A 23,205-nucleotide genomic window follows, 5' to 3' on the forward strand; every position below is an offset into this window, starting at 1 on the left:
AGGGTGTAGGTAACCGGTTCCACACAAGAGTGTTTACATCTTCAAATCAGATCAACTAAAAGTTTTTTACGCTTCTTTTTTTGTGATGAGGATCGGTAAAAAACGTCTTTTTACGCCGAGGTAACGCCTGGTTTGCGCTTATTCTTCGCCCCGAAATGTGTAGAATGAGCGCACTCATCAGGGGCGGGAAAAATTATGTCGACAATGCTGGAAGTGGCAAAAAAAGCAGGCGTTTCAAAAGCCACCGTCTCACGGGTGCTGTCCGGGAAGGGCTACGTGGGCGAAGCCACAAAAGAGCTTGTTTATCAGGCAATTAAAGAAACTGGCTATCGCCCTAACCTGCTGGCAAGAAACCTGGCCACCAACACTTCGCAGTGCATCGGCCTGGTGGTCACCAACACGCTGTATAACGGCAGCTACTTCAGCGAAATCCTCTCCCAGGCGGCAAAAAAGTTAGAAGACAATGGCCGCCAGCTTATCCTGATGGACGGCAAACACAGCGCCGATGAAGAGCGCGAGGCGATAGAGTTTCTGCTGGATTTACAGTGCGATGCGATAATTATCTATCCGCGCTTCCTGAGCACCGACGCCATGGACGAGATCATCGAACAGCACAAGCAGCCGATCATGGTGGTAAACCGCAAGCTCAGAAAACACCAAAGCCACTGCATCTGCTGCGACCACAAAGGCGCAAGCTTTAAGGCGACGACGCAGCTGATTGCACGCGGGCACCGGGATATTGCGTTTATCACCGGGTCGATGGACTCGCCAACCGCCATCGAACGTTTTTCCGGCTATAAAGAGGCGTTATCTGCGGCGGGGATCGCGCTTAATGAAAGGCTGGTCGCGCCAGGAAAATGGACGCCAGCCAGCGGCTTTGCCGCAGCAGAGCTGCTGCTGGGCAGCGGTTTTTCCTTCAGCGCGATAGTCGCCAGCAATGACGATATGGCCGTTGGCGCCATGAAGAAGCTTAATGAGCGCGGAGTATCGGTACCGGAAGACGTCTCGGTGATTGGCTTCGATGACATCCCCACCGCGCCGTTCCTCAGCCCGTCGCTGGCCAGCGTGAAAGATCCGGTCAGCGACATGATGGGGGAAGTGATTAACCGCCTGATCTCCATGCTGGACGGCGGTTATTTATCGCGGGACAACGTCTTTACTTCGGAGCTGCTGGTGCGGGATTCCGTCGGGGACGGGCCGCATATCCGATAGCTTATTTGTCGGATGACGCTGCGCTTATCCGACCTACGAACCGGGGTTGTGCTACTCGGCAACCTTAACGATCAGCTTGCCGAAGTTTTTACCCACCAGCAGGCCGCGGAACGCCTCAACGGCGTTTTCCAGGCCGTCGACGATATCTTCGCGGAACTGGATTTTACCTTCCCCAAGCCACTGGCTCATCTGCTTAAAGAACTCCGGATAACGGTCGCCGTAATCCATCGAAATAATAAATCCCTGCACGCGCATGCGCTTTTTGAGGATGGTGCCCATCAGCAGCGGCAGACGGTCCTCGGTGAAGGCGCTGTTCTGCCCGTTGTACTGGCTGATTACGCCGCAGACCGGCACGCGGGCGGAGGTGTTAAACAAAGGCAGTACCGCGTCAAAGACGGCCCCGCCGACGTTTTCGAAATAGACGTCAACGCCCTCCGGGCAGGCCTTTTTCAGCTGTTCCGCAAAATCCGGCGCCTTGTGGTCGATGCAGGCGTCGAACTTCAGCGTTTCGGTGACGTAACGGCACTTGTCCGCTCCGCCCGCTATCCCCACGATCCGCGCACCGCGCAGTTTAGCAACCTGGCCGACCACCGACCCCACCGCGCCGCTGGCGGCGGCGACAACCACCGTTTCGCCCGGCTGCGGGTTGCCGATGTCGGTCAGCCCCATATAGCCCGTGAAGCCCGGCATGCCTAACAGGCCCAGCGCATAGGACGGGTGATCCATGTCGGCATCAAGCTTCTGCAGGCCCTCGCCGTCGGAAAGCGCGTAGTCCTGCCAGCCGGTATAGGCCAGCACCAGGTCGCCCTGCTGGTAATCGGCATGTTCGGACTGCTCAACGCGGCAGACGGTGCCGCCGCACATTACGTCACCGATTTGCAGCGGCGCAGAGTAGGACTCGGCGTCATCCATGCGGCCGCGCATGTATGGGTCGAGGGACAGATAGAGGGTGCGCAGCAGCAGCTGGCCCTTCGCAGGCTGCGGAATTTTATCTTCCTGCAGGACGATATCTTCGCTGGTCGGCATGCCCTGCGGGCGTTTTGCCAGCACGAAGCGGCGGTTAGTCTGGGAAGTCTGGGCCATAATAATCTCCACGATCTGCGTTTGTTCAGTCTGTCCAGACTAGTCAAAAACGGGGAGCGGGGGCAGGAAAAACGTGCGGGATTAGATTCTGAGGGCGCTGAGCGACGCTGCGGAAACATTCGCAGACGATTAAACATGATCCACATCACACTTTTAAACTTAACCATAATCCTTATAATGCGGGAGGTGCATCCCGTATTTTTAATAATTTCATTAGGTTATTAAATACTTTTTCATTGAGTAACTAAGTGATGCTGTTTTCGCCATCGTTTAACGCATGGCCCACTACACTACTTAGTGAGGGAGACCCTGTTGCTCCCGCAAGGAAAATAAAGAGGATAATAATGTTAAAAAGGAAAAAGAAAGTCAGACCTATTAAGGTCAGCGACGTCACCATCATCGATGACGCGCGACTTAAAAAAGCCATCACCGCAGCCTCTCTGGGTAATGCGATGGAGTGGTTCGATTTCGGTGTGTATGGCTTTGTGGCCTACGCGCTCGGTAAGGTGTTCTTCCCGGACGCCAGCCCTAGCGTACAGATGATTGCCGCACTCGGTACGTTTTCCGTGCCGTTCCTGATCCGCCCGCTGGGTGGCCTGTTCTTCGGTATGCTCGGCGATAAGTACGGTCGTCAGAAAATCCTGTCGATCACCATCATCATCATGTCGCTGAGCACCTTCTGTATTGGTCTTATTCCGTCGTATGCCACGATCGGTATCTGGGCGCCAATCCTGTTGCTGCTTGCGAAAATGGCCCAGGGCTTCTCGGTCGGCGGTGAGTACACCGGCGCATCCATCTTCGTTGCAGAGTACTCCCCGGACCGTAAACGCGGCTTTATGGGCAGCTGGCTGGACTTCGGCTCTATTGCCGGGTTCGTCTGCGGCGCGGGCGTGGTGGTACTGATTACCGCCATTGTGGGTGAGGCGAACTTCCTTGAATGGGGCTGGCGTCTGCCGTTCTTCCTGGCGCTGCCGCTTGGGATCATTGGTCTCTATCTGCGTCATGCGCTGGAAGAAACTCCTGCGTTCCAGCAGCACATCGAGAAGCTTGAGCAGGGCGATAAAGAAGGCCTCGCCGAAGGCCCGAAAGTCTCGTTTAAAGAGATTGCGACCAAACACTGGCGCGCCCTGCTGACCTGTATCGGGATCGTTATCTCCACTAACGTGACCTACTACATGCTGCTCACCTATATGCCGAGCTACCTCTCCCACAACCTGCACTATTCGGAAGAGCACGGCGTACTGATTATTATCGCGATTATGATCGGCATGCTGTTCGTACAGCCGATGATTGGCCTGCTGAGCGACCGCTATGGCCGCCGTCCGTTTATCCTGATTGGTAGCGTGCTGCTGCTGCTGTGCTCCATTCCGGCGTTCATCATGATCAACAGCAACGTGCTGGGGCTGATTTTCGCGGGCCTGCTGCTGCTGGCGGTGATCCTCAACTGCTTTATCGGCGTCATGGCTTCAACCTTACCGGCCATGTTCCCGACGCACATTCGCTACAGCGCGCTGGCCAGCGCCTTTAACATCTCCGTGCTGGTTGCGGGTCTGACGCCGACGCTCGCCGCGTGGCTCGTGGAGTACACCGAGAATCTGATGATGCCGGCGTACTACCTGATGGTGATTGCCGTCATCGGTCTGGTTACCGGTCTGACCATGAAAGAGACCGCTAACAAGCCGCTGAAAGGGGCAACGCCTGCTGCCTCCGACATTGCAGAGGCGCGCGAAATCGTTCAGGAGCACCACGATAATATCGAGCAGAAAATCGAAGATATCGATCGTGAAATCGAAGAGCTTCAGGCTAAGCGTACCAATCTGGTCGATCAGCACCCGCGCATTAACGAGTAATCTCGCTAAACGCAACGCTACCAGCGCCGGGCCATCGCCCGGCGTTTTTCATTCCAGAAGCGCATTGGATATATCGTATACTTATAAGCAAAGTCGTATTTGGACTTTGTGAATAGCGCCAACTCCCCTAACGTATTCGCGTTGCAGAATAAAAAACCATAATAATTCTTCCGTTACGCAGGGTGCATCATGCAAAAAAAAGCGCTTCCGTTACTGCTGCTGGCAGCCTTGTCCGCCAGCGCCTTCGCCGCTACGCCACCGAATACCTTAATCGTTGCCCAGGGGCTGGATGATATCGTCAGCCTCGACCCCGCCGAAGCCAACGAGCTGTCCAGCATTCAGACCGTACCGAGCCTTTACCAGCGCCTGGTACAGGCTGACCGGGATGATCCGGCAAAGGTGAATCCCGTCCTGGCCGAAAGCTGGCAGGGCGACGCGGCCAACAAAAAACTTACTATTAAGCTGCGTCCGGATGCGAAGTTTTCCTCCGGCAACCCGCTGCGCCCGGAAGATGTCATTTTCTCTTATACCCGCGCGGTCACCCTGAACAAGTCGCCGGCGTTTATCCTCAACGTGCTTGGCTGGCAGCCGGACAACATCGCAGGGCAGCTGAAAAAAGTGGATGACCACACCCTTGAGCTGCACTGGACGGCGGACGTCAGCCCGGCGGTGGCGCTGAATATTCTCTCCACGCCAATCGCCTCCATCGTCGATGAAAAGGCCGTCGCGCCCAACGTCAAAGCCGGTGATTTTGGCAACGAGTGGCTGAAGATGCACTCCGCGGGCAGCGGCCCGTTTAAGATGCGCGTTTACCAGCCGCATCAGGCCATCGTGCTGGACGCCAACCCGACGTCCCCCGGCGATGCGCCAAAAGTTAAAAACATCATTATTAAAAACGTGCCTGACCCGGCGGCCCGCCGCCTGCTGATTCAGCAGGGTGACGCGGATATCGCCCGCGATCTGGGTGCGGATCAGACCAGCGCGCTGGAAGGTAAACCTGGCGTGAAAGTGCTGAGCATTCCCTCTGCCGAACAGAACTACATGGTGTTCAACGTGGGCAACAATGCTAACCCGCTGCTGAAGAACCCGGCGCTGTGGGAAGCGGCTCGCTACCTGGTTGACTACCAGGGCATCACCAAAGATCTGCTCAAAGGCCAGTATTTCATCCACCAGAGCTTCCTGCCGGTCGGCTTTGCCGGCGCGCTGGACAACAACCCGTTCAAATTCGATCCGGCGAAAGCAAAAGAAATCCTCGCCAAAGCGGGCATTAAAGACGCCCACTTTACGCTGGACGTGGAGAACAAAGCGCCGTTCATCACCATCGCCCAGTCCATGCAGGCGAGCTTCGCCCAGGGCGGCGTGAAGGTGGATCTGCTGCCCGCGGCGGGAAGCCAGGTCTACGCCCGCGTGCGGGCTAAGCAGCACCAGGCCGCTATTCGCCTGTGGATCCCCGACTACTTCGACGCGCATTCGAACGCCAGCGCCTTCGCGTTTAACGACGGCAAAGCAAGTACCGTGGCGGGCCTCAACGGCTGGCAGACCCCGGAGCTGAACAAGCAAACCCTGGCGGCGGTAGCCGAAGCCGACCCGGCTAAGCGCCTGGACCTGTACAAGAAAATGCAGGAAGAGCTGCAGCACAGCTCGCCGTATGTGTTTGTCGATCAGGGCAAAACGCAGATTGTGGTGCGGGATAACGTGAAGGGCTACCAGCAGGGGCTGAATGCGGACATGGTTTATTACGACCGCGTGAGCAAATAAGCTGAATTAACCCTCACCCCGGCCCTCTCCCTGAAAGGGAGAGGGGGAAAAACAAACTCGATCCAGTCCCCTCGCCCCTTCGGGGAGAGGGTTAGGGTGAGGGGCAAACACAATAACCAAGAGTTTCTCATGCCCTACTTTTTAGCCCGCGGCCCGCTGCTGACCCTGTTGCAGGGCCTGTTCACCCTGGCGCTGACGCTGGTTGGCCTGCTGCTGATCGCTTTTGCGCTCTCTGCCCTGTCCCCCGTTGACCGCGTTTTGCAGATCGTGGGCGATCACGCGAGCCAGGCGACCTACGACCAGGTGCGCCACCAGCTGGGTCTGGACCAGCCCCTTCCCGTGCAGTTCTGGCACTACGTCACCCAGCTCCTTCACGGTGACTTAGGAACGGCCAGCGCGACCGGGCAGCCGGTATTACAGGACTTGCTTTCCGTCTTCCCCGCTACGCTTGAGCTTGCCACCCTGGCGCTGATCGTCGGCAGCGTGCTGGGGGTTATCTTTGGCGTCCTTTGCGCCCGGTTTGTCGGTTCACCGTGGGACCTGGCCGTTCGCACCTTCACGCTGCTGGGCAACTCGGTGCCGATTTTCTGGCTCGGCCTGCTGATGCTGGCGCTGTTCTACGCTCGCCTGCAGTGGAGCGCGGGGCCTGGACGGCTGGACGATATCTACCAGTACAGCGTGGAGGCGAAAACCGGCTTCGTGCTGATTGATACCTGGCTTTCCGGCGACCGCGACGCCTTCTATAACGCCATTAATCACCTTGTGCTGCCGGTGCTGCTGCTGGCCTATTACTCCCTTGCCAGCATCACCCGCCTGACGCGCACCGCCTGCCTGAGCGAGATGAACAAAGAGTACATCACCCTTGCTCGCGCCAAAGGTGCCGGGGAGATGGCAATACTGGTGCGTCACGTACTGCCCAACATCAGGGGCACGCTGTTTACGGTGATTGCGCTGGCCTATACCTCCATGCTGGAAGGGGCGGTACTCACCGAAACGGTCTTCTCCTGGCCGGGCATCGGGCGGTATCTGACCACCGCGCTGTTTGCGGGCGACACTACCGCCATTATGGGCGGCACGCTGCTGATCGGCGTGGCGTTCGTCATTATCAACAATCTGACTGACGTGCTGGTGCGTGTCACCGATCCGAGGGTGCGCTGATGCCGTCTTATCTTTTTTTGCGCCGCATGCTGCGCTCGCCCGCCGCTCTGTGCGGCCTGATTATTATTTCTCTTCTGCTGCTGTCGGCCCTTTTCGCCCCGCTGCTCGCGCCGTTCGATCCTAACTGGCAGGATGCAGCCGCGCGCCTGCAGGCGCCGGACGCTCAGCACTGGCTTGGTACGGACAGCTACGGGCGAGACCTGCTGTCGCGCCTGCTCTACGGTTCCCGCCCCGCGCTTGGCCTGGTGCTGCTGGTCACCGTCATTACCCTGCCCGTCGGCCTGCTGATCGGTATTTTATCGGGCTATTACGGCGGCTGGCTGGAGCGGGTGCTGATGCGCTTTACCGACGTCGTGATGTCGATGCCGCGCCTGATTCTGGCCTTTGCTTTTGTGGCCATGCTAGGGCCGGGCCTGGTGAACGGCGCGCTGGCTCTGGCGCTGACCACCTGGCCCGCCTACGCTCGTCAGGCGCGCAGTGAAATTCAGCGCCTGCGCCACAGCGACTATCTGGCCGCCGCCGAAATGATGGGCATTCGCGGCCTGCGGCTGCTGGCGGGCCATATACTGCCGCTGTGCCTGCCTTCCGCCATCGTACGTCTGGCGCTGGATCTGGCGGGTATTATTCTCGCCGCTGCCGGTCTGGGCTTTCTGGGCCTGGGCGCAAGACCCCCGATGGCGGAATGGGGGGCGATGATCGCCGACGGCATGCAGGTAATTTTCGACCAGTGGTGGATTGCGGCAATCCCGGGCACCGCCATTCTGATTAGCAGCCTGGCGTTTAACCTGCTGGGCGATGGACTACGCGACGTGCTGGAGCCGGGCCATGACTGAAAATCGTATTGAAGTAAGCGGCCTGAATATCGACTATCCAGCCGCGCGGGTGGTGAACAACCTGTCGTTTACGCTGGGCAACGAACGTCTGGCGCTGGTGGGTGAATCCGGCTCGGGCAAATCCATGACGGCCAGAGCGCTGATGGGCCTGGTGCGCAAGCCGGGCAAGGTCAGCGCCGACCGCCTGAGCGTGCTCGACAATGACCTGCTGACGATAAAAAACCGCGGCTGGCAGCAGCTGCGTGGCAACGACATCGCAATGGTGCTTCAGGATCCCCGCTACGCGCTGAACCCGGTTAAAAACGTTGCGCAGCAGATTGACGAAGCGCTTAGCCTGCATCAGAAGCTCTCTTCAGCCCAGCGGCGCGAGCGCATTCGCGAAGCTATTCACGCCGTGGGTTTGCAGGATAACGTGCTGTCCCGCTACCCGGCGGAGCTTTCCGGCGGCATGGGCCAGCGCGTGATGATTGCCATCGCGCTGGTGAATAATCCGAAGGTACTGATTGCCGATGAGCCAACGTCGGCGCTGGACGCCCGCCTGCGCAACCAGATCCTCGAGCTGCTCGTGGAGCAATGCGAACAAAGACAAATGGCGATGCTGCTGATAAGCCACGATCTGCCGCTGGTGGCCCAGCACTGCCAGCGCGTGCTGGTAATGTATCAGGGCCAGAAAGTGGATGAGATGGCGGCTAACGCGCTGGCAACCGCCACGCATCCCTATACCCGCACGCTGTGGACCTGCCGCCCGGATGCCACCACCTACGGCACCATGCTGCCCACGCTGGATCGTAATCAGAATTTACAGGGAGAGGCCCATGGCAATCGTTGAGGTCAGCAATCTGAACGTGCAGTTCGCAGGTAAAACCGCCGTCAGCGCGGCCAGCTTTGCGATTAACGAAGGTGAGACGTTCAGCCTGATTGGCGCATCCGGCTGCGGGAAATCAACAATCCTGCGCGTGCTCGCAGGCCTGCAGCGGGAATGGTCAGGAGAGATTCGGCTTCTGCAACAAAACATCAGGCCCGGCGCGCGCTTTCAGGGCGATCTGCGCCGCAACGTGCAGATGGTTTTTCAGGATCCCTACGCCTCCCTCCATCCCAACCATACAATTTACCGCACGCTTGCGGAGCCGCTGGCTATTCATCGGGAAGCGCAAATCCCCGAGCGGGTCGCAGAGGCGCTGATGCAGGTAGGCTTACCGGCTGACGCCGCGAAACGCTATCCGCATCAGCTTTCCGGCGGCCAGCGCCAGCGCGTGGCGATTGCCCGTGCGCTGCTGCTGCGGCCAAAAATTCTGCTGCTTGATGAACCGACTTCGGCGCTGGATATGTCCGTGCAGGCGGAAATCCTCAACCTGCTTAACCGCCTGAAACAGCAGTCCGGCATGACCTATCTGCTGGTGAGCCATGATGCCGACGTCATTGCGCATATGTCCGACCGCGCGGCCTTTATGGCCGGTGGCGCTATCCAGCACGAGTACGATCGTGCGGCACTTGTTCGCGGCGAGCATAGAATGGACGCGGCTTAAGCACTATTCTGGCGCAGTTGCACCGGCACGGTGCCTGCTCCTGTTTTCGCGCTATCTTGCCCCTCCGCCCTCCAGCAGGAAAATGCGCAAAATGTAATCCCGCGTGATTAATTATTGCGCACCTCCAGTTTCGCTGAGTGGTTTATCCTGATTTCACTCAGGGACGGCGAAGTGGCGTATTCCCTGCAATACTCAATATGTGTATCGCGTGATACGCCACTCCCAGGAGCACATTTTGAACAGGTTACCTTCCAGCGCCTCGGCTCTTGCCTGCACGGCGCACGCACTGAACATCATCGAAAAGAAGTCGCTTAGTCACGAGGAGATGAAGGCGCTAAACCGAGAGGTTATCGACAGTTTCCAGCAGCACGTCAATCCGGGTTTTCTTGAGTACCGCAAGTCAGTAACCGCCGGCGGGGATTACGGAGCCGTAGAGTGGCAGGCGAGCAGTCTGAATACGCTTTTCGACACCCAGGGTAAGGAGTATCTCGATTGCCTGGGTGGATTCGGTATTTTTAACGTGGGGCACCGTAATCCAACAGTGGTATCCGCCGTACAGCATCAGCTTGAAAAACAACCCCTGCACAGTCAGGAGCTGCTCGACCCCTTACGAGCAATGCTTGCTAAAACCCTTGCGACCCTCACCCCGGGTAAACTGAAATACAGCTTCTTTAGCAACAGCGGCACGGAATCAGTTGAAGCGGCCATTAAGCTCGCTAAGGCATACCAGTCGCCACGTGGGAAATTTACCTTTATCGCCGCCAGCGGTGCGTTTCACGGTAAATCTCTCGGCGCGCTGTCCGCCACGGCTAAATCGACCTTCCGCAAACCTTTTATGCCGCTATTACCGGGCTTCCGTCATGTCCCGTTTGGCAATATCGACGCGATGCGCACCATGCTCCACGAATGCCGCAAAACCGGTGATGATGTGGCAGCCGTTATGCTGGAACCCATCCAGGGCGAAGGCGGCGTCATTCTGCCACCGGCGGGCTATCTGCCTGCGGTTCGTAAACTTTGCGATGAGTTCGGCGCGCTGCTGATCTTTGACGAAGTGCAGACCGGCATGGGCCGCACCGGCAAGATGTTCGCCTGCGAGCATGAAAACGTGCAGCCGGATATCCTGTGCCTGGCGAAAGCGCTCGGCGGCGGCGTCATGCCCATCGGCGCAACCGTTGCGACAGAAGAAGTTTTCTCCGTGCTGTTTGATAATCCTTTCCTGCACACCACGACCTTTGGCGGCAATCCGCTGGCCTGCGCGGCGGCCCTCGCCACCATTCATGTTTTGCTTGAGCAGAACCTTCCCGCTCAGGCACAGCAGAAAGGCCAGATGCTGGTCGATGGCTTCCAGGCCCTCGCCCGCGAGTTCCCGGATAAGGTGGTGGAAGGACGTGGACAGGGGCTGCTGATAGCCATTGAGTTCTGCGACAACGAAACGGGCTATAGCTTTGCCAGCGAAATGTTCCGCCAGCAGGTGCTGGTCGCCGGGACGCTCAATAACTCGAAGACGATTCGGGTCGAGCCACCGCTGACCATCACCCCCGAGCAGTGTGAGCATGTGCTTAGCTGTGCGAGGAAGGCGCTTGAGGGAATGCGTCCCAGAATAGCAAATATTAACTATGCTAAGATCTGTTAAGCGAAACTCTCAGCATTAATAAATGCTGAGAGTATTTTTATTTATTCAAGACTCCGACTTCTGATTGATGGCATTCTTTACACTTTCAAATAATACCTCAACGCTGATATATTCCAGCGGCCTCGACTGTGTACGATCAAAAGCTAATTCATTGAAATCAGATGCATAAATAACAGTATGTAAATCAGGGTCTTGCTGAGGCTCGCAACCATTTTTTCTTCTGCAAACAAACAAGCTTACCGTTTTAACCCCTAACGCAGTTGAAATATGTAGCGTACCTGTATCCGGAGTGACTAAGACATCTACATTATTAACAGCATTTGCCAGCTCAATTAAAGTTGTTTTCCCTATATGGTTAACAACATCTTTATGGATACTGGGCTCCAGACCTGATAGAAAAGCTTCCCCTAAAGATGTTTCCGTAGGTGCGCCAAACAAATAAAATTCACATAAAGGAAAAATGTCTTTTATCTTTTTAGTTAGCTCGGTAATACTATTAACAGGTAAGTAGCGATTAGGCTTTGAGGCACCAAGTTGATACCCCACCCTTAAAACATGTTCGTTCTTTTGTGGTGCTTTTATCTCAGCCGGAAAAAACATTTTGCTACCTGTAATTTCACAACCGAGTTTTTCCACGAGAGACAAGTTATTTATAACTGGTGGTTTATCAACGTCGAGCACATAGTCATCACACAGAGAAAACAGCTTTTTTACATCATTATTAAAATAATGCTTCACTATATACCTGCACCCAGAAAAAACTGCCAACATGATGTCATATGGAGTTCGAGAATGGAATATGATGGCAATTTCCGGTTGAAAGTTTTTTATCTTCCAATATGCTTTAAAAATATCAGAAGTTTTGTTATCCATGTAAACCACATCATCAATAAAATGACTCTTACCAATAAGACCTTTATTTTTCGGATTAATTACCGCTACAATCTTCGCGTCCGGATAGCGGTCTCGCAATGAGCGAATCGCTGGAGTACAAAACAAAAAATCCCCCAGCAGCTTATTAGAGATAATTAAGATTCGTTTGAAAGCAATCTCGTTGATGAAAGCATCGTTTTTATTATAATTGATGCGCTTAAATAAGCTAAGCACATAACCTAATATTTTCATACGAAATGCTGAAAAAGACATTATTTCCCCTCACGCCACGGCAGAAGGGGAGTTTACTAGACTATCTGTCAGGAATCACTACAGAGTATTTAGAATGCACACATCCGCATCACCCCGGCAATAACCCCACAAAGCTCCGCTTCTTGCGTGGTTCGGACATCATGTCGTCCAGCTTCTCCACGCAGTCGAGGTAGTGCGGGGTTTTCTTGTGTGCCAGTACCGCCTCGTCGTTCTGGTAGGCCTCGTAGATAAAGAACCGCGTTGCCACCTCCGGGTCCTGCAAAACGTCGAAGCGCAGGTTACCCGGCTCTTTGATCGAGCCTTCGTGGTTGGCGCGGAACACCTCCAGAAACTCATCCACGCGTTCGGGTTTGATATTGATTTCCACCAGCGTCACGTTCATGCCTTATCTCCCTGATGTTTTTCATCCAGCCAGAACTGGTAAGCCTCGCGGGATGACATATTCTCATGCACCACTTTCTTCACCGCTTTGAGCATGGCCAGCGGGGCTTCTGACTGGAAGATATTCCGCCCCATATCCACGCCGGACGCCCCCTGGTCTATCGCACGGAAGCACATCTCCAGCGCCTCCTGCTCCGGCAGCTTTTTGCCTCCGGCGATGACGATCGGCACCGGACAGCTCGCCGCCACCTTTTCAAAGCCTTCCTCAACAAAATAGGTTTTCACAAACTGCGCGCCTATTTCGGCGGCGATGCGGCTGGCGAGCGAGAAATAGCGGGCGTCTCTCGCCATCTCCTTGCCAACGCCCGTAACAGCAAGCGTGGGGATACCGTAGCGCGTCCCCTCGTCCACCAGCCTGATGATGTTGTTGATAGACTGGTGCTCATATTCGCTGCCGATATAAATCTGTGCCGCCACTGCGCAGGCGTTCAGACGCAGCGCGTCCTCCATCGTCACCGCCACGCTTTCACGGGACAGCTCGCTCAGAATTGAATTCCCCCCTGATGCGCGCAGTACAACGGGTTTATTGGTGGCTGGCGGCACAACGCTGCGCAAAATACCCCGGGTACACATCAATACATCGGTTTCTTCGAACAGAGGCGCGATGGATAAGTCGATGCGCTCAAGGCCGGTGGTCGGCCCCTGGAAATAGCCGTGGTCGAAGGCCAGCATCACGGTGCGTCCGGTGTCGGGGTTGAAGATGCGGGCCAGCCGCGACTGCATTCCCCAGTCCAGCGCGCCGCTGCCCTTCAGGTAGAAGGCTTTATTCTCTTGCGGGCGGCCAATGCCGTAATCCTTGCCTTCTCTGATATCGTCTAAATCTGCCATTTGTTCCTCCCTCAGAAGTCGTATTTGCCGATGTTCTCTTTGGTGAATACCACGCGCTCCGGCAGCAGCACGATGCCGTTGCCTTTAGCTTCATACTGGTAGCCCTGCACGCTGTTTGGCTCGACTTTCAGCCTGCCGATTTTCGCCACGTCCACGCTGTCGCCGACGTTAAGATCGCCCTTTTTGATCATGGTATTTGCGACGTTGACCGCAATTTCACCTTGCTGAACGACATCCCACAGGCCGAAGGCTTTCACCGTGCCGCGCTCAACGTAAGGGCGCATGACGTTTGGCGTGCTGAAGCCAACTATCGCTACGTTGCTGCGCTTCAGGTTTTCAGCAGCCTGAGCGGCGGCAGGCAAAGCGTTGGCATCCGGCGCGATGATCGCATCCAGATCCGGGTAGGCTTTTAAGATCCCCTCGGCGGTTTGCAGGGATTTAGTGGCGTCGTTATAGCCAAACTGGGTAGTGACGATTTCCCACTGCGGATGCTCTTTGGCGATCTTCGCCTTCGCCTCTTTCACCCACTGGTTCTGGTCGGTCACCGTCGGGCTGGAGTAGAAAAACGCGACTTTAGCGGCAGGCTTAGTCACCTGTTTTTCCGCCATCTCCACCAGCATGCCGCCCAGCTGCTGCGGCGTGCCCTGGTTGATGTAGATGCTGCGGCATTCCGGTTTGGTGTCTGAATCCCACGTCAGCACTTTTACGCCGCGCTGCATGGCGCGCTTAAGGGCGGGGCACAGGCCGTCAGGCGATACCGCCGAAACGATAATCGCGCTATACCCCTGGTTGACGAAGTTGTTGATGAGCTGCACCTGGCCTGAAACGCTCGGCTCGGTCGGCCCGTCGTAGGTTACCGGTACGCCCAGATCTTTCCCGGCCTGCATCGCGCCGTTGCCGCCGCTGGTGAAGAAACCAACCCCGACAAGCTTAGGGATAAAGGCAATACGATCCGCGGCCTGGGCGGTAGCGGCCCCAAACGCCAGAGCCAGCGCGCTGAGCTGAAGTACGCGTTTTGCTGTCTGCTTCATATCAAACTCCCGTTAGTTTTCTGCTGCCGCGCAGGCGACGCCAGGTCGCCTGTAAGTATTCACGGTGTAGACTCACCGAACGACCAATGACCACCACAATCAGCAGCGCACCGGACAGCGCGCTCGATACCTGATTAGGGACCCCCGCCATCTGTAAACCCTGTTGCAGATACCCCACCAGCAGCGCGGCTAGTGCGGTACCCAGAATGGAACCGGAGCCGCCGTAGATATTCGCGCCGCCCAGCACCGCGGCGGTCAGCGCGGGCATCAGTAAATCGCGCCCCAGATCCGAACGCGCCGATCCGAAATAGGAGACCAGCACAACCGCCGCAATCGCCGACGCGAGGCCCACCATGCCGTATACGGCATACAGCGAACCGTTCACCGGCAGCGCCGCATATCTCGCCGCTCGCGGATTCTGGCCAATCAGGAAGATGTGGCGGCCAAAGCGGGCGCGATGCGTTATCAGCCAGAACAGCAGCGTGATGACGGCAAACATCACCAGCGGGACGGGCAGGCCGAACAGCGTGAGATTGGCGAAGTCAGTAAAGGCATCCGGGAAGCCGCCAATGCCCTCATAGCCCGTCGCCCCGGCCATGCCGGAGAGCAGCAGCGCCCCGCCGCCGTACAGATAGAGCGTGCCGAGCGTGATAACCAGCGGGCTGATACCGGTATAGTGAATAAGCGCGGCGTTAAACAGGCCGCACAGCAGGCCAACGGCAAGGGTGAGGATCACCGCCAGGGAGATGGGCAGGCCAGCCTGTAACATCACGCCCAGCGCAATAGCACACAGGCCAATCGTCGACCCCAGCGAGATATCAATGCCGCCGCTGATAATCACTAAGGTCAGCGGCAGCGCGACTATGCCAATGCAGATAAAATCGCTGGTGCTGAACAGCAGCGTGTTGATATCCAGCATGCGCGGGTTTATCGCGCCAAACAGCAGGATCTCCGCCACCAGAATCAGCAGCAGCGCGACTTCCCAGTTGAGTTTCAGCTTGCTCATTCAGGCCACGTCCTTCTTTTTACGGGGGAAGGGTTTGACGTTTTTCGCCCCCGGCAACGGGGGAACAAAACGGCTGTATTTCTGCGCCCGCTGGTGACGAGCCAGCGCCTGACGCAGCCGCCCATCCAGCACCAGCACGCCGAGCAGGACCAGGCCGGCGATAAAATCATTCCACCAGGCCGGGAGCTTAAACAGCACCAGCACGGTGTCGATCTGCGTGAGGAAAAAAGCGCCCAGAAACGCGCCGATTACCGTGCCCGTTCCGCCGAGCAGGGAGATGCCGCCCAGCACGCAGGCGGCGATGGCCTTCATCTCCAGCCCGCTGCCCGTCTGGTTGGGCACAAAGCCAATCTGCGAAGCGAAGATAATCCCGGCGATAGCGGCGAGCATGCCGTTGAAGGTAAAGGCCAGAAGGCGGGTCCGGTTAACCGCCACGCCAAGCTGACGGGCGGCGGCAAGGTTATCGCCGACGGCGTAGAAATCGCGTCCGAATGCCGTTCTCGCCAGCATCCACGCCGCCACCGCCGCCAATCCAAGTACGACAAGCCCCAGCGGCGATACGCCGAACGCCAGCGGTTCTGAAAGGGATTTCAGGCTCGCGGGCAATCCTTCAATCCACTTACCGCCCGTCCACAGCAACATCCCGCCGCGATAAAGCCCGAGCGTGCCAAGCGTGGCGACAATGGCCGGAATACGCAGCCAGACCACCAGCACGCCGTTGAAGAAGCCCGCCGCAGCGCCAACCGCCAGGGCGAACAGCATCGCCACGGGAAGGCTATAGCCGCCGTTTAACGCCATGCCGACCGCGATGGCGCACAGGCCTACCGTCGAGCCAACGGAAACATCGATATTGCGCGTCAGCATCACCATTGAAGCGCCGACGGCAAGCAGGATCAGGATCTGCGAGCTGGTGAAAATCATGCTTAGGGTTTGCAGGCTGAAGTAGCTATGGTTCAGCCCCACCAGTACGGCGAACAGCGCCAGAATGGCGAGCAGCGCGCTCAGCTCCCGGTTTTTTAGCAGCTTTCTCATGCGTGACCTCCGCCAAACGCCATGCTCATCATGCGATCGACACTGATGGCGGACTTGTGCAGCTCGCCGTTCATCGCCCCCTGATGCATGATCAGCACCCGGTCCGCCAGCCCGATAAACTCGTCCAGATCGCTTGAGATCATCAGCACCGCCACGTTTTGCGCCGCCACGCTTTTAATCAGCTGGTAGATATCGGCCCGCGCCGCCACGTCCACGCCGCGCGTTGGTTCATCGACGATCAGCAGTAAAGGGTTTGCTTCCAGACAGCGCGCCAGCAGGACTTTTTGCTGGTTGCCGCCGGAAAGCGTGCGTACGGTTTGCTCGGCGTTATTCAGCTTGATGCCCAGCGCGCGGTGATACCGCTCCACCACCGCCGCCTCACGTTTGCTCTGCTGCCACAGGCTGGGGTCGTTCAGCGCTACGGTGTTCCAGCGGATCGGCGCATCGAGGAAAAGGCCGGAAACCTGGCGATCTTCCGGCAGATAGATGAGGCCGCGATCGAGGCGCGATTTTGTACGATCGCCGCTGATTTCCCGGTTTTCGAGATAGATCCGTCCGCCGCGTACCGGTCTTAATCCGTAAAGCGTCTCGGCCAGTTCGGTTCGTCCCGATCCCACTAATCCGGCAAGGCCCACGATCTCACCGGCATACAATTCAAAATTCAGATCGATAAAGCCTTCCCCGGTCAGCTCTTCTACCCGCATGACGGGAAAGTCCTGCGGCTCGGTGCGGCGATTGCCCGGCAGCGCCAGCCAAAGCTTTTGCGTTTCGCTAAGCGTGTGCTGCCGGTTAACCGGCGTCATCGCATTGATCAGCTGCTCGTCCAGCAGCCGGGAAGTCTCGCCATGCAGCACCACCGCCCCGTCGCGCATCACCGAAATGTGGCTGGCGAGCCTGCGGATCTCCGGCAGCTTGTGGGAGATAAAAACGATGCCGACGCCCAGATCCTGCAACGCGCGGATCTGGCGGAACAGCCGCTCGGTTTCGCCAGGCGTCAGGGAAGCCGTCGGCTCATCGAGGATCAGGATCTTCGCCTCGCGCATCAGCCCACGCAGGATCTCCACCATCTGCTGATCCGCAACTTCCAGCGTGCTGGCCGTGGCGTGTAGCGGGATCTGGCATTCAAGCTGCCGCATTTTTTCCCGCAGCCGGTTTTCCTGGTCAGTACTGCGGGGCAGACGAAAAAGGATATTTTCGCGCACGGTAAGGTTTGGGAAGAGCATTGGCTCCTGCGGCACCAGATAGATGCCCAGCTCATGGGCCTGCCCCGGCGTTAAGCGCGCAAACTGCCTGCCATTAATTTTCAGTTCACCGCGATCCGGCGTTTCAACGCCTGCGATTATCTTCATTAACGTCGATTTCCCCGCCCCGTTGCCGCCAAGCAAAGCGTGGACCTGCCCGGCATAAAGAGCAAAATCAATATCTTTCAGGACGCTCACGCCGGAAAACTGCTTGCTGATACGGCAGGCTTCCAGCACGGGGGAGATATCAGGCATCTTCACTCCACAATTGAACAAAAGAGAAATCACGTTAATAATGTTCAAAAGCGTAGACGCCGATATATGTTTACAACCGGGCAGCGATCACAAATTTTTTAAATAGATCGGCTAAAACGTCTGCATCACTAAATGATCTTTTTGCCGTGCGCTTCACATTTTCGCCCCCGGCAACTTCGAACATATGATCTAAATTTGAATAAGAGTTCACCTATGAGCGATAAACGAGCAGAAGAAGGACGTCTTGCCGGGCTGCCGATGGCAGAAGAGGAGCTCCTCGCCAGGGTGGCCTGGTCCTACTACCACGACGGACTGACGCAGAACGATATCGGCGAGCGGCTTGGTCTGCCGCGCCTGAAGATTTCCCGGCTGCTGGAAAAAGGCCGCCAGTGCGGGGTGATCCGCGTGCAGATCAACTCGCGCTTCGAGGGTTGCCTGGCGCTGGAAACAGAATTACAGCAGCGGTTCGGCCTGAAGATCGCCCGGGTGCTGCCCGCGCTGAACACCCCGGCGATGAATACGCGTCTGGGGATCGGCGCTGCGCAGTCGCTGATGGGCGTGCTGGAGCAGGGGCAGATGCTGGCGGTCGGCTTCGGCGAGGCCACCATGAGCTGTTTGCAGCACCTTAGCGGCTTTATCGGCTCGCAGCAGATCCGCCTGGTCACGCTTTCCGGCGGCGTCGGGCCGTATATGACCGGTATCGGCCAGCTCGATGCGGCCTGTAGCGTGAGCATGATCCCCGCCCCCCTGCGCGTGTCGTCACCCCAGGTGGCAGAAATATTAAGAATGGAGTCGAGCGTGCGGGATGTGATCCTCGCCGCGACGGCGGCTGAGGTGGCGGTTGTCGGCATCGGTGCTATCAATCAGAAGCGCGATGCCACGATTCTGCGCTCCGGTTATATCAGCGAAGGAGAGCAGCTGATGTACGCCCGAAAAGGGGCGGTGGGCGATATCCTGGGCTATTTCCTGCAGGCGGACGGCGAACTGGTGGAAGGGCTGGAAATCCACCGAGAGTTACTGGGCGTGACGCTGGATGACCTCTCGCACCTGCCGACTATCGTTGGCGTGGCGGGCGGCCTCTACAAGGCGGAAGCCATTTATGCCGCGCTGAAAGGCCAGCGTATCAACGGCCTGGTGACGGAAGAAGAGACCGCGCGGGCGGTACTGGCACTGGCGGGCTGACACCGGCTCGTCGCCAGCCGCGCTCACATGAGGAATGGCGATGAGTTACCTACTTGCGTTAGACGCCGGAACGGGAAGCATCCGGGCCGTTATCTTTGATACGTCGGGCCACCAGATTGCCGTCGGCCAGGCCGAATGGAAGCACCTGAGCGTTGCCGATGTCCCCGGCTCGATGGAGTTCGACCTTGAAACGAACTGGCTGCTCGCCTGCCGCTGCATCCGGGAAGCGCTGCAAAAAGCCCACCTGCCGCCGGGGGCCATCAGCGCCCTCGCCTGCTGTTCGATGCGCGAAGGCATCGTGCTTTACGACCGCAACGGCGATCCTATCTGGGCCTGCGCCAACGTCGATGCCCGGGCCAGCCGTGAAGTCGCCGAACTCAAAGAAATTCATGACTATCAGTTTGAATCCGAGGTGTATCACGTCTCCGGCCAGACGCTGGCGCTGAGCGCCATGCCACGCCTGCTGTGGCTTGCGCACCACCGGCCGGACATCTACCGCAAAGCGGCAACCATCACGATGATCAGCGACTGGCTGGCGGCGAAGCTTTCCGGCGAGCTGGCGGTAGACCCTTCCAACGCGGGCACCACCGGCATGCTGGATCTGGCGACCCGCGACTGGCGGCCCGCGCTGCTGGACATGGCCGGGCTGCGGGCGGATATCCTCTCGCCGGTTAAGGAAACGGGCAGCGTACTGGGCGGCGTAACGCAGGAGGCGGCGCAGCTTAGCGGGCTTCTGCCCGGCACGCCGGTAGTGATGGGCGGCGGCGACGTTCAGCTTGGCTGCCTGGGGCTTGGCGTAGTGCGCGCCGGGCAGACGGCGGTGCTGGGAGGAACGTTCTGGCAGCAGGTCGTCAATCTTCCGGCGATTAAGACCGATCCGGAGATGAACATCCGCGTGAACCCGCACGTCATCAGCAATATGGTGCAGGCGGAATCCATCAGCTTCTTTACCGGCCTGACGATGCGCTGGTTCCGGGACGCCTTCTGCGCCGAGGAAAAGCTGCTGGCAGAAAGGCTGGGCGTGGATACCTACGCGCTGCTTGAGGATATGGCGGCCCGCGTGCCCGCAGGCTCCCACGGCGTGATGCCGATTTTCTCTGACGCGATGCACTTCAAACAGTGGTACCACGCCGCGCCGTCGTTTATTAACCTCTCTATCGACCCGGAAAAATGCAATAAAGCGACGCTGTTCCGCGCGCTGGAGGAGAACGCCGCGATTGTGTCGGCCTGCAATCTTGAACAGATTTCTGGCTTCTCAGGGGTGGCGTTTGAATCGCTGGTCTTTGCGGGCGGCGGCTCGAAAGGTGCGCTGTGGAGCCAGATTTTAAGCGATGTAACCGGGTTGCCGGTGCGCGTTCCTGTAGTAAAAGAAGCGACGGCGTTAGGCTGCGCGATTGCGGCGGGCGTAGGGGCCGGGCTGTTTAACGATATGGCCGAAACCGGCGAACGGCTGGTGAAATGGCAGCGGGAGTTCACGCCGAACGTGGCGCACCGTGAGCTGTATGACGAGATGAAAAGGAAGTGGATTAAGGTCTACGCCGACCAGTTAACGCTGGTAGATAGCGGATTAACTACGTCGATGTGGCAGGCTCCGGGATTAGACAGGAAAAAATAAAGGTGAATGACGCTGCCGCTTACCTGCCCTACCGTAGGTCGGATAAGCGCAGCGTCATCCGACGCAATCAGCCCGAGCGCTTCATCATCAGCCAGAGGCTGAGCAGGAAGAAGCTGGCGCTTGGCAGCAGCGCGCCAAGGATTGGCGGGATGTTGTACACCAGGCTAAGCGGCCCGAAGATCTGATCGAGAACGTAGAACACGAAGCCAAAGCTGATGCCCGTCACCACTCGCACGCCCATCGGCACGCTTCGCAGCGGCCCGAAGATAAACGACAGCGCCATCAGCATCATCACCGCTACCGACAGCGGGGCAAAAATTTTGCTCCACATGTTCAGCTGGTAACGCCCGGCATCCTGCCCGCTCGACTTAAGATACTTCACGTAATTATGCAGGCCGCTTATCGACAGCGCGTCGGGATCCAGCGCTACTACGCCCAGCTTGTCCGGCGTGAGGTTGGTTTTCCATTCGCCGCTCAGCGTCTGGGAGCCTGTTATCTGCTTTGGATCCGTCAGGTTGGATTCATTCACCTGCGACAGGCGCCAGACCTTGTGCTCCGAATCGTACTTCGCGGAGGCGGCATAGCGCACGTTTTGCAGGCGGCGCTGGTCGTTAAAGCCGTAAATGCTGATACCCGCCAGCTCGTTGTCGCCCTTTACGCGTTCGATGTAGACAAAGTTTTTACCGTCTTTCGCCCACAGCCCCTGCTGGGTTGTCAGCAATGAACCGCCGTACATCTGCTGCGCGCGATAGTTACGGGCCATCTGCTCACCCTGCGGGGCGACCCATTCGCCAATCGCCATGGTCAGCAGCACCAGCGGAATAGCGGTTTTCATCACCGAGAGTGCTATCTGCATGCGTGTGAAGCCGGAAGCCTGCATGACCACCAGCTCGCTGCGCTGTGCCAGCATCCCCAGCCCCAGCAGCGCGCCCAACAGGGCCGCCATCGGGAAGAAGATCTGAATATCTTTCGGCACGCTGAGCAGGGTATAGACGCCTGCGCCTAAGGCGGAATAAGCTCCCTGCCCCGCCTTCTTGAGCTGATCGACAAACTTGATGATGCCGGACAGCGACACCAGCATGAAAAGCGTCATCATGATGGTGGTGAAAATGGTTTTACCGATGTAACGGTCGAGTACGCCAAACATTATGCCGCTCCCTTTTTACCGAAGCCCGCACGCAGTTTGCGCATCGGGACCGTATCCCAGATGTTCAGCACAACGGCGATGACGAAGTAGATCAGGTTCACCAGCCACATCCAGATGAACGGGTCGATTTTACCCTTCACGGCATTCGACTTTAGCGACGTCTGCAACAGGAAAAACACCAGATACAGCAGCATGGCGGGCAGCATCGACAGCACGCGGCCCTGGCGCGGGTTAACTACGCTGAGCGGAACGACCATCAGCGCCATGATAAACACGGTCAGCACCAGCGTGATGCGCCAGTGCAGCTCGGCGCGGGCGTTCGGCTTGTCAGACTGCCACAGCGTTTTCATGTCCATCTGGCTGGCATCGTCCGGGTCCAGCGCAACGGCCTGATGGCCGACGATCGCCTGATAGTCTTTAAAGTCGGTAATGCGGAAATCACGCAGCAGCGCGGTCCCTTCAAAGCGGGTACCGGTATTGAGCGTCACAACCTGAGAACCGTCCGGGCGCTGGGAGAGATGGCCGGAATCAGCCACTACCACTGAAGGACGTGCGTTGCCCTTAGGACGTAGCTGGGCGAGGAACACCTCTTTAAAACTGGAGCCCGCAACGCTTTCGATAAACAGCACGGAGTTGCCGTCCGTCGCCTGCTGGAACTGGCCCTGGGCCAGCGCCGCCATGCCGGGGTTCGCTTTGGCTTCCGCCAGCACTTCATCCTGGTGCAGAGAAGACCAGGGCCCCAGCCACATGACGTTGACCGCCGCCACCACGCCCGTAAAGAGTGCGAGGATCATCGCGGCTTTGACCAGCACGGCTTTACTCAGACCACAGGCATGCATTACCGTGATTTCGCTTTCGGTATAGAGCTTGCCGAGCGTCATCAATAGCCCTAAAAACAGGCTCAGAGGCAGAATTAGCTGCGCCATTTCGGGCACACCTAAGCCTAATAAGGAAAGAACGAGGTTTGTCGGGATATCGCCGTCAACGGCCGCACCGAGGATCCTGACCAGCTTCTGACAAAAGAAGATCAGCAGCAGGATAAAGAGGATCGCCAGTTGGCTCTTGAGCGTCTCCCGAACCAGATATCTTATGATAATCACATTAAGTACGCCTGTGAAAACGAGTCTTTTTGCAGGAAAATCGCTTGTTTCATCGCTTATACGTCATTTATTCTCTTGAGTCGTCGAAAACATCGCTAAGATTAAACAGCCCGGCGCTATGATGCCAC

The 23,205-nt window shown here is 57.5% G+C and carries 20 protein-coding genes; 10 read left to right on the forward strand and 10 right to left on the reverse strand.

Annotation, left to right across the window (positions count from 1 at the left end; translation table 11 throughout):
* Positions 1–195 precede the first annotated feature (195 nt).
* A complete protein-coding gene (locus AAE045_RS01995) occupies positions 196–1,212 on the forward strand; it encodes a LacI family DNA-binding transcriptional regulator (protein WP_455546254.1) in 1,017 nt (338 codons plus the stop codon).
* A gap of 51 nt (positions 1,213–1,263) precedes the next feature.
* On the opposite strand, the gene AAE045_RS02000 is transcribed toward AAE045_RS01995, so the two are convergent.
* Positions 1,264–2,295, reverse strand: coding sequence for an NADP-dependent oxidoreductase (locus AAE045_RS02000; RefSeq protein ID WP_455546255.1), 1,032 nt, complete (start codon positions 2,293–2,295; stop codon positions 1,264–1,266).
* A 344-nt stretch (positions 2,296–2,639) separates the two neighbouring features.
* On the opposite strand from AAE045_RS02000, the gene proP reads away from it, so the two are divergent.
* From proP to ygjG, 7 genes are all read left to right on the forward strand, one after another.
* Positions 2,640–4,145, forward strand: coding sequence for a glycine betaine/L-proline transporter ProP (proP, locus tag AAE045_RS02005; RefSeq protein ID WP_202304181.1), 1,506 nt, complete (start codon positions 2,640–2,642; stop codon positions 4,143–4,145).
* A gap of 189 nt (positions 4,146–4,334) precedes the next feature.
* Positions 4,335–5,903, forward strand: a complete 1,569-nt coding sequence (locus AAE045_RS02010; protein WP_455546256.1) for an ABC transporter substrate-binding protein — start codon at positions 4,335–4,337, stop codon at positions 5,901–5,903.
* A gap of 129 nt (positions 5,904–6,032) precedes the next feature.
* Positions 6,033–7,061, forward strand: a complete 1,029-nt coding sequence (locus tag AAE045_RS02015; protein ID WP_455546257.1) for an ABC transporter permease — start codon at positions 6,033–6,035, stop codon at positions 7,059–7,061.
* Complete coding sequence (locus tag AAE045_RS02020; RefSeq protein ID WP_455546258.1) at positions 7,061–7,894, forward strand: ABC transporter permease; 834 nt, start codon at positions 7,061–7,063, stop codon at positions 7,892–7,894. The genes AAE045_RS02015 and AAE045_RS02020 overlap by 1 nt, the downstream gene beginning before the upstream one ends.
* A complete protein-coding gene (locus tag AAE045_RS02025; protein ID WP_455546259.1) occupies positions 7,887–8,723 on the forward strand; it encodes an ABC transporter ATP-binding protein in 837 nt (278 codons plus the stop codon). Before AAE045_RS02020 ends, AAE045_RS02025 begins: the two co-directional genes overlap by 8 nt.
* Positions 8,710–9,420: an ABC transporter ATP-binding protein gene (locus tag AAE045_RS02030; RefSeq protein WP_455546260.1), complete on the forward strand. Its 711-nt coding sequence runs from the start codon at positions 8,710–8,712 to the stop codon at positions 9,418–9,420. Before AAE045_RS02025 ends, AAE045_RS02030 begins: the two co-directional genes overlap by 14 nt.
* Before the next feature lie 235 nt (positions 9,421–9,655).
* Positions 9,656–11,053, forward strand: a complete 1,398-nt coding sequence (ygjG, locus tag AAE045_RS02035) for a putrescine aminotransferase (RefSeq protein WP_455546261.1) — start codon at positions 9,656–9,658, stop codon at positions 11,051–11,053.
* A gap of 45 nt (positions 11,054–11,098) precedes the next feature.
* Here the strand turns inward: ygjG and AAE045_RS02040 are convergent, their stop codons facing one another.
* From AAE045_RS02040 to lsrA, 7 genes are all read right to left on the reverse strand, one after another.
* Positions 11,099–12,199, reverse strand: a complete 1,101-nt coding sequence (locus tag AAE045_RS02040) for a glycosyltransferase family 9 protein (RefSeq protein WP_455546262.1) — start codon at positions 12,197–12,199, stop codon at positions 11,099–11,101.
* A gap of 88 nt (positions 12,200–12,287) precedes the next feature.
* The gene (lsrG, locus tag AAE045_RS02045; RefSeq protein ID WP_455546263.1) at positions 12,288–12,581 is read right to left on the reverse strand and encodes a (4S)-4-hydroxy-5-phosphonooxypentane-2,3-dione isomerase; all 294 of its coding nucleotides are present in this window, start codon (positions 12,579–12,581) and stop codon (positions 12,288–12,290) included.
* Entirely contained in the window at positions 12,578–13,468 is an 891-nt protein-coding gene (gene lsrF, locus AAE045_RS02050; RefSeq protein ID WP_455546264.1) for a 3-hydroxy-5-phosphonooxypentane-2,4-dione thiolase, read from the reverse strand. The genes lsrG and lsrF overlap by 4 nt, the downstream gene beginning before the upstream one ends.
* An 11-nt stretch (positions 13,469–13,479) precedes the next feature.
* Positions 13,480–14,499 carry an autoinducer 2 ABC transporter substrate-binding protein LsrB gene (gene lsrB, locus AAE045_RS02055; RefSeq protein WP_455546265.1) on the reverse strand — a complete coding sequence of 340 codons (1,020 nt, stop codon included), beginning with the start codon at positions 14,497–14,499 and terminating at the stop codon, positions 13,480–13,482.
* A 1-nt stretch (position 14,500) separates the two neighbouring features.
* The gene (gene lsrD, locus AAE045_RS02060) at positions 14,501–15,505 is read right to left on the reverse strand and encodes an autoinducer 2 ABC transporter permease LsrD (protein ID WP_455546266.1); all 1,005 of its coding nucleotides are present in this window, start codon (positions 15,503–15,505) and stop codon (positions 14,501–14,503) included.
* Complete coding sequence (gene lsrC, locus AAE045_RS02065) at positions 15,506–16,537, reverse strand: autoinducer 2 ABC transporter permease LsrC (protein ID WP_202304170.1); 1,032 nt, start codon at positions 16,535–16,537, stop codon at positions 15,506–15,508.
* On the reverse strand, positions 16,534–18,024 hold the full coding sequence (gene lsrA, locus AAE045_RS02070) for an autoinducer 2 ABC transporter ATP-binding protein LsrA (protein WP_455546577.1): 1,491 nt from the start codon (positions 18,022–18,024) through the stop codon (positions 16,534–16,536). The genes lsrC and lsrA overlap by 4 nt, the downstream gene beginning before the upstream one ends.
* 222 nt (positions 18,025–18,246) lie before the next feature.
* Between lsrA and lsrR the strand changes: the two genes are divergently transcribed.
* Together lsrR and lsrK are read left to right on the forward strand one after the other, a co-directional pair.
* Positions 18,247–19,215, forward strand: coding sequence for a transcriptional regulator LsrR (gene lsrR, locus AAE045_RS02075; protein ID WP_455546267.1), 969 nt, complete (start codon positions 18,247–18,249; stop codon positions 19,213–19,215).
* A 40-nt stretch (positions 19,216–19,255) separates the two neighbouring features.
* Complete coding sequence (gene lsrK / locus AAE045_RS02080; RefSeq protein WP_455546268.1) at positions 19,256–20,830, forward strand: autoinducer-2 kinase; 1,575 nt, start codon at positions 19,256–19,258, stop codon at positions 20,828–20,830.
* 67 nt (positions 20,831–20,897) lie between these two features.
* Here lsrK and lptG read toward each other — a convergent pair whose 3' ends face one another.
* Both lptG and lptF read right to left on the reverse strand, forming a co-directional pair.
* Entirely contained in the window at positions 20,898–21,977 is a 1,080-nt protein-coding gene (lptG, locus tag AAE045_RS02085; RefSeq protein ID WP_455546269.1) for an LPS export ABC transporter permease LptG, read from the reverse strand.
* Entirely contained in the window at positions 21,977–23,077 is a 1,101-nt protein-coding gene (gene lptF / locus AAE045_RS02090; RefSeq protein WP_455546270.1) for an LPS export ABC transporter permease LptF, read from the reverse strand. The genes lptG and lptF overlap by 1 nt, the downstream gene beginning before the upstream one ends.
* Between the last annotated feature and the right edge of the window lie 128 nt (positions 23,078–23,205).

The sequence above is a fragment of the Dryocola clanedunensis genome (assembly GCF_038405435.1).
Taxonomy (GTDB): Bacteria; Pseudomonadota; Gammaproteobacteria; order Enterobacterales; family Enterobacteriaceae; genus Dryocola; species Dryocola clanedunensis_A.

What these genes read in the sequence shown, in the direction of transcription:
- AAE045_RS02000 (WP_455546255.1), bottom strand. Translation starts at nt 2,295, where the DNA reads ATGGCCCAGACTTCCCAGACTAACCGCCGCTTCGTGCTGGCAAAACGC.
- lsrR (WP_455546267.1), top strand. Translation starts at nt 18,247, where the DNA reads ATGAGCGATAAACGAGCAGAAGAAGGACGTCTTGCCGGGCTGCCGATG.
- AAE045_RS02020 (WP_455546258.1), top strand. Translation starts at nt 7,061, where the DNA reads ATGCCGTCTTATCTTTTTTTGCGCCGCATGCTGCGCTCGCCCGCCGCT.
- lsrC (WP_202304170.1), bottom strand. Translation starts at nt 16,537, where the DNA reads ATGAGAAAGCTGCTAAAAAACCGGGAGCTGAGCGCGCTGCTCGCCATT.
- AAE045_RS01995 (WP_455546254.1), top strand. Translation starts at nt 196, where the DNA reads ATGTCGACAATGCTGGAAGTGGCAAAAAAAGCAGGCGTTTCAAAAGCC.
- AAE045_RS02015 (WP_455546257.1), top strand. Translation starts at nt 6,033, where the DNA reads ATGCCCTACTTTTTAGCCCGCGGCCCGCTGCTGACCCTGTTGCAGGGC.
- proP (WP_202304181.1), top strand. Translation starts at nt 2,640, where the DNA reads ATGTTAAAAAGGAAAAAGAAAGTCAGACCTATTAAGGTCAGCGACGTC.
- lptG (WP_455546269.1), bottom strand. Translation starts at nt 21,977, where the DNA reads ATGTTTGGCGTACTCGACCGTTACATCGGTAAAACCATTTTCACCACC.
- lsrB (WP_455546265.1), bottom strand. Translation starts at nt 14,499, where the DNA reads ATGAAGCAGACAGCAAAACGCGTACTTCAGCTCAGCGCGCTGGCTCTG.
- AAE045_RS02025 (WP_455546259.1), top strand. Translation starts at nt 7,887, where the DNA reads ATGACTGAAAATCGTATTGAAGTAAGCGGCCTGAATATCGACTATCCA.
- lsrG (WP_455546263.1), bottom strand. Translation starts at nt 12,581, where the DNA reads ATGAACGTGACGCTGGTGGAAATCAATATCAAACCCGAACGCGTGGAT.
- lsrF (WP_455546264.1), bottom strand. Translation starts at nt 13,468, where the DNA reads ATGGCAGATTTAGACGATATCAGAGAAGGCAAGGATTACGGCATTGGC.
- lsrK (WP_455546268.1), top strand. Translation starts at nt 19,256, where the DNA reads ATGAGTTACCTACTTGCGTTAGACGCCGGAACGGGAAGCATCCGGGCC.
- AAE045_RS02040 (WP_455546262.1), bottom strand. Translation starts at nt 12,199, where the DNA reads ATGTCTTTTTCAGCATTTCGTATGAAAATATTAGGTTATGTGCTTAGC.
- lsrD (WP_455546266.1), bottom strand. Translation starts at nt 15,505, where the DNA reads ATGAGCAAGCTGAAACTCAACTGGGAAGTCGCGCTGCTGCTGATTCTG.
- AAE045_RS02010 (WP_455546256.1), top strand. Translation starts at nt 4,335, where the DNA reads ATGCAAAAAAAAGCGCTTCCGTTACTGCTGCTGGCAGCCTTGTCCGCC.
- AAE045_RS02030 (WP_455546260.1), top strand. Translation starts at nt 8,710, where the DNA reads ATGGCAATCGTTGAGGTCAGCAATCTGAACGTGCAGTTCGCAGGTAAA.